7 protein-coding genes are annotated in these 5275 nt (G+C 67.8%); all 7 read left to right on the top strand.

Annotation, left to right across the window (positions count from 1 at the left end; all coding sequences use genetic code 11):
- The first annotated feature begins 182 nt into the window (after positions 1 to 182).
- A complete protein-coding gene (locus tag BJQ90_RS17315; RefSeq protein ID WP_226761451.1) occupies positions 183 to 548 on the top strand; it encodes a hypothetical protein in 366 nt (121 codons plus the stop codon).
- An 11-nt stretch (positions 549 to 559) separates the two neighbouring features.
- Entirely contained in the window at positions 560 to 1471 is a 912-nt protein-coding gene (locus BJQ90_RS17310; RefSeq protein ID WP_226761450.1) for a V-type ATPase subunit, read from the top strand.
- A gap of 40 nt (positions 1472 to 1511) precedes the next feature.
- Complete coding sequence (locus BJQ90_RS17305) at positions 1512 to 2789, top strand: V-type ATPase 116kDa subunit family protein (RefSeq protein WP_226761449.1); 1278 nt, start codon at positions 1512 to 1514, stop codon at positions 2787 to 2789.
- Positions 2786 to 3226, top strand: coding sequence for an ATP synthase subunit C (locus BJQ90_RS17300; protein WP_226761448.1), 441 nt, complete (start codon positions 2786 to 2788; stop codon positions 3224 to 3226). Before BJQ90_RS17305 ends, BJQ90_RS17300 begins: the two co-directional genes overlap by 4 nt.
- Positions 3227 to 3241: 15 nt before the next feature.
- Positions 3242 to 3466 (top strand): V-type ATP synthase subunit F, encoded by a 225-nt coding sequence (locus BJQ90_RS17295; protein WP_226761447.1) that lies wholly within the window; start codon positions 3242 to 3244, stop codon positions 3464 to 3466.
- Positions 3463 to 3984 carry a hypothetical protein gene (locus tag BJQ90_RS17290; RefSeq protein ID WP_226761446.1) on the top strand — a complete coding sequence of 174 codons (522 nt, stop codon included), beginning with the start codon at positions 3463 to 3465 and terminating at the stop codon, positions 3982 to 3984. The genes BJQ90_RS17295 and BJQ90_RS17290 overlap by 4 nt, the downstream gene beginning before the upstream one ends.
- Before the next feature lie 20 nt (positions 3985 to 4004).
- A partial coding sequence (locus tag BJQ90_RS17285; protein WP_319004654.1) for a V-type ATP synthase subunit A occupies positions 4005 to 5275 on the top strand: 1271 nt, incomplete at its 3' end.

The following is a 5275-nucleotide window of genomic DNA, read 5'->3' as shown; positions in this document are numbered from 1 at the left end:
AGCCCCACTCCACCCGGAGGTCTTCTTTTTGTCACCTATCCACGCCGCCCGTCACCAACGTCCGTGGTTATTACACCTAGACTGTGGCCCTGAGGACATTCCCGGGAGGTGCGATGGCGAGATTGAGCATTCTGGACCAATTCAGGCCTGTCGGGGCTCCTGGTCCTGCAGGTCCGGCTGGCGTGCCGGCTACCGACAACCAGGGTCCGGCCGCTGAGCTGGGGCCTGTGTTGGCTGCGCTGGCCGGAGACGCCGCATCATGTGCCGCCCTTGTTGAGGAAGCACGGCTCAGCGCGGAGCGGGACGTGACGCAGGCCCGCGCACAAGCGGCGGCGATCCTTTCCCGGGCCCGGCTTGACGCCGGTGCCGAGCGAGCCAGGGCCGCCGCCCGGGTCGAACAGGCAGCCTCGGAACGTGACACGGCACTGCTGGATCAGGCACGCCACGATGCAGCGGCGCTGGAAGAATCCGGTCGGGCTCTCATCCCGGCGGTCGTCGGCAAAGTCATCGACACCCTGCTGGCTCCGCAGATCCCGGGACAGAAGTGAAGGCAGACTGGGTGGCTGCCAGTGTTCGGGCACGGTCGATGGCGCATCGCCGTGTGGGGGCCGGTGCCAGCCGCGTGGCGGCAGCTCAGCCGACTCTTGAACGTGCTCTCTCCTCCCTGCAGGAGTCGAGCTATGCGGAACGGCTTCGCGGGGCGCCGGGACTTGCGGCCGCGGAACGCGCCCTTCAGGAGACTGTCCTGTGGCAACTGCGCGTGCTTGCCGGTTGGCTACCGGCCTCGGGCACCGCACTGGCTCGGGCGGCGGCGGGGGCTTTTGAAATCGAGAACGTCATGGCTTTGGCGCACCAACTCGCCGGCGGCGCGAAGGCTCCCGAGCCCTATCACCTGGGTGCCCTTGCCACCGCATGGCCCCGGCTGGGTTCCGCCGGGTCGGTTGAGGAGCTGGCCACTATCCTGCGCGCCACAGCCTGGGGCGACGTCGGGGGCGCCGGCCCGGGCGCGCTCAGGGACGCACTAGATGTGGTCTGGCTGCGGCGGCTGGCCGCTGTGGCACCACCGGCGCGGCCGTGGTGCGGCGCGGTGTGCGCCCTTACAGCCGCCCGGATGCTGACGGTCGACGGCGTGAGACCACCTGCGCCGGTCCTTCACTTGTTGCGCCCCGTCCTGGGCAGCTCCTGGGAAGCCGCCGCGAGTCTTGCCGAGTTCACTTCGGCGCTGCAGCCGTCCCTGCGGACGGTGCTGGTCGGTATTGCATCACCGAAGGACCTGTGGCGTGCAGAGGCCCGCATCTGCGCTGTCGTGGAGAAGGATGGTTTCCATTTGCTTCGTGCTTCGATGCCCGGACCGGACGTGGTTCTGGGCGCCATTGCCGTCCTGTCCACCGATGCGTGGCGGGTCCGGGCGGCGCTGACTGCCGCTGCTGCGGGCGCCGGGTCCAGTGAGGTGCTCGATGAAGCGGGGTGATTCGCCGGCCCCCGTCCGAATGGAACGGGTAGCTTTGGTGGTGGTTGAACAGGACCGGCGCGCCATGCTCGTGGAAGTGGCACGGAGCCGGCTCGTCGAGCTGGACCTACCGTACACAGCCGGCGACGGCGCCGAGGAACTGGATAAGGCAGCGGAAGCGGCTATTGTCTCCGGACCGTCGGCGGCGCTGGCGGGGTGGATGCCGCGGCAGGCGATCCCGGATCTCAGGGCGGCCCTGGCCCCGCTGGGGGCGGCGGTCGTCCCGTTGCCCCGGCCCAGGTGGATCCAACCGCCCACTATGCTCGGCGGCGGGAGCGGCAGCACACGCGTATCCCGGACGCTGGTGGATACCTACGGGACTGTGCCGTATGCGGACCTGGATCCTTCGCGCCTCGCCGGGATCGCCTATGTCGTGATGTTCGGAATGATGTTCGGCGATGTGGGGCACGGTGCGATCTTGCTGGCCGGCGGCCTGTTGTTGCGCAGTGGCCGGATCAAGAAATTAGCCAAACTGCAAAGGACCTGGCTTTTCGTGTGTGGAGCGGGGCTGGCCGCCATGTTCTTCGGAGCGCTGTACGGGGAGGCCTTCGGACCCACCGGCCTGGTGCCGGTGCTCTGGTTGGACCCCTTGGCGAATCCGGTTCCGCTGCTGGTGGCAGGACTGGGTGTCGGAGCATTCCTGCTTGCCGGCGCCTATGCCCTGGGCACCATCAACCGTGTCCGCGAGGGCGGCTGGGGATATGCGCTCTATGCCCGCTCCGGCGTGGCCGGGTCCCTGTTGTTCCTTGCGGTGGCGCTTCTCGTCTGGGGGCTCAGCACCGGCACCGGGCTGCTGATGGCGGTGGCAGCCCTTATAGCCCTTGCCGCGCTGGTTTTCATCTTCATCGGACTCTTCACTGAGGCCGGGGGAGGGGCCCCCGCCATTTTCCAGGCGGTCATCGAGCTCGTGGATACCGTGATCCGTCTGGGCTCGAACCTGGTCTCCTTTGCACGCCTCGCTGCCTTCGGACTCACCCACGCTGCATTGCTGATGGTGGTGTGGAACGGCACGACGGCGTTGTGGGCGCCCGACTGGCGCGCGGCCGCGGCTGTTCTGCTGTTCGTTGTGGGAAACCTCGTGACCTTTGCGCTGGAAGCGCTGGTGGCGGGGATCCAGGCACTGCGCCTTGAATACTATGAACTGTTCTCCCGCATCTTTCAGTCCGAGGGGCGCCCGTTCAGGCCGTGGTCCCCGGACGTCACCGCCGCCACTGCACACCCGGCCACCGCGGCATCGGTCTTCCATACCACTCCACCGGCTGAAAGGCAGCTGCCATGAACCTTTGGTTCGGCGCCATCCCCGTTTTCCTCATCGCTGCGACAGGAGCCATCCTTCTGGTCAGACGCTGGCGCAAGTCTGCATTCAAGATCCTGGCGGCCCTTAACATCGCCGTGATGGGCGGTGCCCTGGCCGTTTTGGCCGGCGCGCTGAATGCAGCGCCGGCAGCAGCCTCCGGGGTGGCTCCGGCCCTCGCCGTGGCAGCAGCTGACACACCTGCGGGCGCCGGCGGCTCAGCCCTGATCGCCGCCGCGATAGCCGTGGCCGGTTCCTCGATCGGAGCGGCATTTGCCGTTGCCTACACAGGATCGGCTGCCCTCGCGGCGATGAGCGAGCGGCCCGAAATCTTCGGCCGGGCCATGGTTGTGGTGGGGCTGGCGGAGGGGATCGCCATCTACGGCCTGATCATCGCCATCATCCTTATCGGCAAAGCCTGACGGGGAGCTGGAGCGATGTTCGAAACGATTGCCGCGATCGGCGAACAGGCATTGCTGGACGGGTTCCGGCTCGCCGGTGTCAGCGTCTTCACTGGTTCCACCGATGAGGAATTCCTTCACGCCTGGACGGCATTGCCCCGGGACACCGCAATCGTCATCCTCACACCACATTCCGCGCAGGCACTGGAGCCAGTCCTGGCCGATCCCCGCTCACCCATGACCGTGGTGCTGCCATCATGACCGGGCTCGCTCCGGAGTCCGACGCGGCCTTGGGGCCGGTACGAATGGCACTCAGGGCGGCGGCGGAGAAGAAGGCGGCTGAACTCCGGGACGCTGCCCGCAGCCAGGCCGAGGCGCTGTTGGAGGCCGCACGGGCCGAAGCCGCCGGAATCCTCGCCGCCGCGGCGGACGAGGGCGAGGCCGCCGCCCGCTCGGAGGCCGCACTGCGCTCGGCGCGGGCGCGCCGCGAAGCGCACGAGCTGGTCCTGGCACAACACAGTTCCCTCCGATTGGAACTCCGCCGCCGGGTTCGGGACGCGGCGGTTGGACTCACGTCAGACCCCCGCTACCCAGGGTTGAGGGCCCGGCTGACGGAACAGTGCCGGGAGTTGCTCGGTCCGGACGCCACCGTGTCCGAAAGCCCCGACGGCGGCGTCGTCGCCGAAGCAGGGTCACGCCGTCTGGACCTTTCCCTGCCTGTGCTTGCCGGGATGACCTTGGATTCGATGCCAGGGGCGGGTGAGCCGTGGAGCCGGTAGTGGGCCGGAGGGAGGGTGCTGTGGTGCGTGTCAGCGGGCCCTTGGTGGAAATCGAGGGGGTTGAAGCGCTGTCCATGCTTGAACTGATCGCCGTCGGGCCAAGGCGTATCAGCGCCGAAACGGTGGCGATTGCCGGGACCCGGGCCACGCTGCAGGCTTATGAATACACGGGTGGGCTGAAAGCGGGCGATGTTGCTGTTCCGACCGGCGGGGAGCTTTCCGGGCTCATGGGTCCGGGTCTGCTTGGCCAGGTGTTCGACGGGCTCATGCGCCCTCTGTCGTCGGCCCCGATGTGGCTGACGCCCGAGCGGTCCGGGTCCGTGGAAGACCCTACGGCGCTGGCCCGCGAATGGACTTTCAAGCCGGAGACGGTGGCCGGCACCAAGGTTTCTGCCGGCGATGTCCTGGGTACCGTGCCGGATTCGGGGTCGGTGGTGCACCGGGTGCTGGTACCGGCGGGCGTGTCCGGTGAACTCAGCTGGCTCGCTCCCGAAGGCAGGGTCCACGTCCTGGACACGGTCGCGGTGATTGACGGCCTCGAGGTTGCCCTTTCCGAACAGTGCGCGGTGCGCCGGCCGCGTCCATTCCGGGCCCGGCACACCGGGACCGTGCCGCTGCATACCGGGCAGCGGGTCCTGGACCTGATGTTCCCCGTGGCGCGGGGTGCCGCTGCCGCGGTTCCCGGTGGATTCGGGACCGGCAAAACCATGATGCTGCAGCAGATCGCAAAGTGGAGCGACGCTGACGTCATTGTCTATGTGGGTTGCGGGGAACGCGGCAACGAAATGGCTGACGTCCTCGCTGGGCTCTCACAGCTCGAAGACGGGCGCACCGGGGGAAAGCTGATCGACCGGACCGTCATCATCGCCAACACCTCAAACATGCCCATGATGGCGCGTGAGGCGAGCATCTTCACGGGGATCACGGTGGCGGAATATTACCGCGACATGGGGTACGACGTCGTCGTGATCGCGGACTCAACTTCCCGCTGGGCCGAGGCGCTTCGTGAATTTGCCAACCGCAACGGTGACCTTCCCGCAGAGGAGGGCTACCCGGCCAATCTCGCCTCCGAACTGGCATCTTTCTACGAGCGGGCAGGCCGTGTGACCACGCTCGGCGGCAGGACTGCGTCCGTGACGGTAATCGGGGCGGTATCCCCGCCCGGCGGTGACATGACGGAACCGGTGACCACGGACACCCAGCGGTTTGTCCGGTCCCTCTGGATGCTGGACCGGGATCTGGCCTACTCCCGGCATTACCCCGCCGTGAGCTGGACCGGCTCCTTTGCCCG

The organism is Arthrobacter sp. SO3, assembly GCF_020532825.1.
Taxonomy (GTDB): domain Bacteria; phylum Actinomycetota; class Actinomycetes; order Actinomycetales; family Micrococcaceae; genus Arthrobacter.
This window is presented reverse-complemented; position numbering and strand designations above follow the sequence as displayed.